This is a genomic window from Vibrio sp. 99-8-1, from assembly GCF_013114595.1.
In the GTDB taxonomy this organism is placed as follows: Bacteria; Pseudomonadota; Gammaproteobacteria; order Enterobacterales; family Vibrionaceae; genus Vibrio.
The window spans coordinates 1-1,461 of sequence record NZ_VTXE01000071.1 but is presented as its reverse complement, the minus strand read 5'-3'; the positions used below and the strand labels follow the sequence as shown (position 1 = coordinate 1,461).

Sequence of the window (1,461 nt, the reverse complement as noted above, 5' to 3'; positions counted from 1 at the left end):
AATGACAAACCAACACTAGACCTTAATGGTGCTACATCTGACGTGATTTTCGAAGGGTCACATGCAGGTTTCCATAATGTTATTGGTGTCTACTCCTATGATGCAGACGGAAAACCCGTTAATCCTGTAATTATTTCTGATGATGCTCGCGGGGAAACTATTGGGGACGTTATTGCCTCTTTAGATACCCCAGCTAATGAGTTGCACTTCTTTATCGTTGCGGATGGACATTCTCAGTTGAAATCTGTCAATGCAGACCAACTGTCATTTGATAACAGTACTGTGCCTCCAACATTGGTTATAGCAGGAGATAACTCTTCAACTACCGTGACAAAACCTATTTATTTTGACAACCCAAGCTTAAATGCAAATGGTGAAGATCACTTTATTGAAATTGTTGATAGTACCGATGGCTCAGTAACTCAAATAGAAATTGAGGACTTACCACTGCATCCTACAAATGACTTTAATGATGTTTTATTGCGTGTTGAAGAAAAAGGAGCGGGAGTCAATTATCAAACTGTATTTAAAGAGGGTGATGGTCCTGTTTCTATAGTGGATCAAGATGTTTCAATTAAAGATGTTGATGATACTAATTTAGAATCTGCAACCATAACACTAACAAATGGTAGAATTGGTGATAGCTTAGCACTGGGTTCAATAGATAGTGGTATTGAACTGCGTAGCAGTACTTCAGTGGTAAATTTAGATGGTACACTTACGCTTACGCTTACGCTTGTGGGTAGTGCATCACTAAGTGATTATGAAGATGCACTGAAAAATATAAGTTTTACATCAAACAGTGAAAATCCTGACACAACTGACCGAATAATTGAAATTACTGTTAATGATGGCGATATAGTAAGTGATAAAGCTATATCGACAATCAAAGTCATAGAAGTTAACGATGATCCGACTACATCAAATGTAGCACTTGATGCGATCGCTGAAGATAACAAAGGGCAATTAATTACTAGCGAAGAGTTACTTAAACAAGCGGGTGATCACGAAGGTGATAATCTTAAAGTGACAAATTTGGAGGTGGTTTCTGCTAAAGGCACCTTAAGCTCAGGAAGTGAGCCTGGTACTTGGGTATATATTCCAGCAAAAGACGATGATACAGAAGTTACTTTCACTTATACCATTACTGATGACGGTACGACAGCGGGTAGTTTGGATGCAAAATCTGTTCAAGGTACAGCAAGCTTAGATATCATTGCTGTTAATGACGCTCCGACTACAGATAATGTCATTCTTTCAAATATTGTTGAGGATAGTGGTGCTCATCTAATTACTAGTGCTGACTTATTAGAAAACGCTAATGATATAGAAAATGACAATCTCGTGGTGACGGACTTAAAAGTCGACACTGGTAACGGCTCTTTGGTTAAAGGAAGCACAGAAGGTACTTGGTTGTATACTCCAGCGGAAAATGACGATAGCGACGTCACTTTCACTTAT

Annotated in this window: 1 protein-coding gene; it reads left to right on the top strand. The window is 38.6% G+C overall.

Features of this window, described 5'->3' with window-relative positions:
* The coding region (locus F0227_RS21675) for a cadherin-like domain-containing protein (RefSeq protein WP_171755330.1) at nucleotides 1-1,461 on the top strand (1,461 nt) is incomplete at both ends.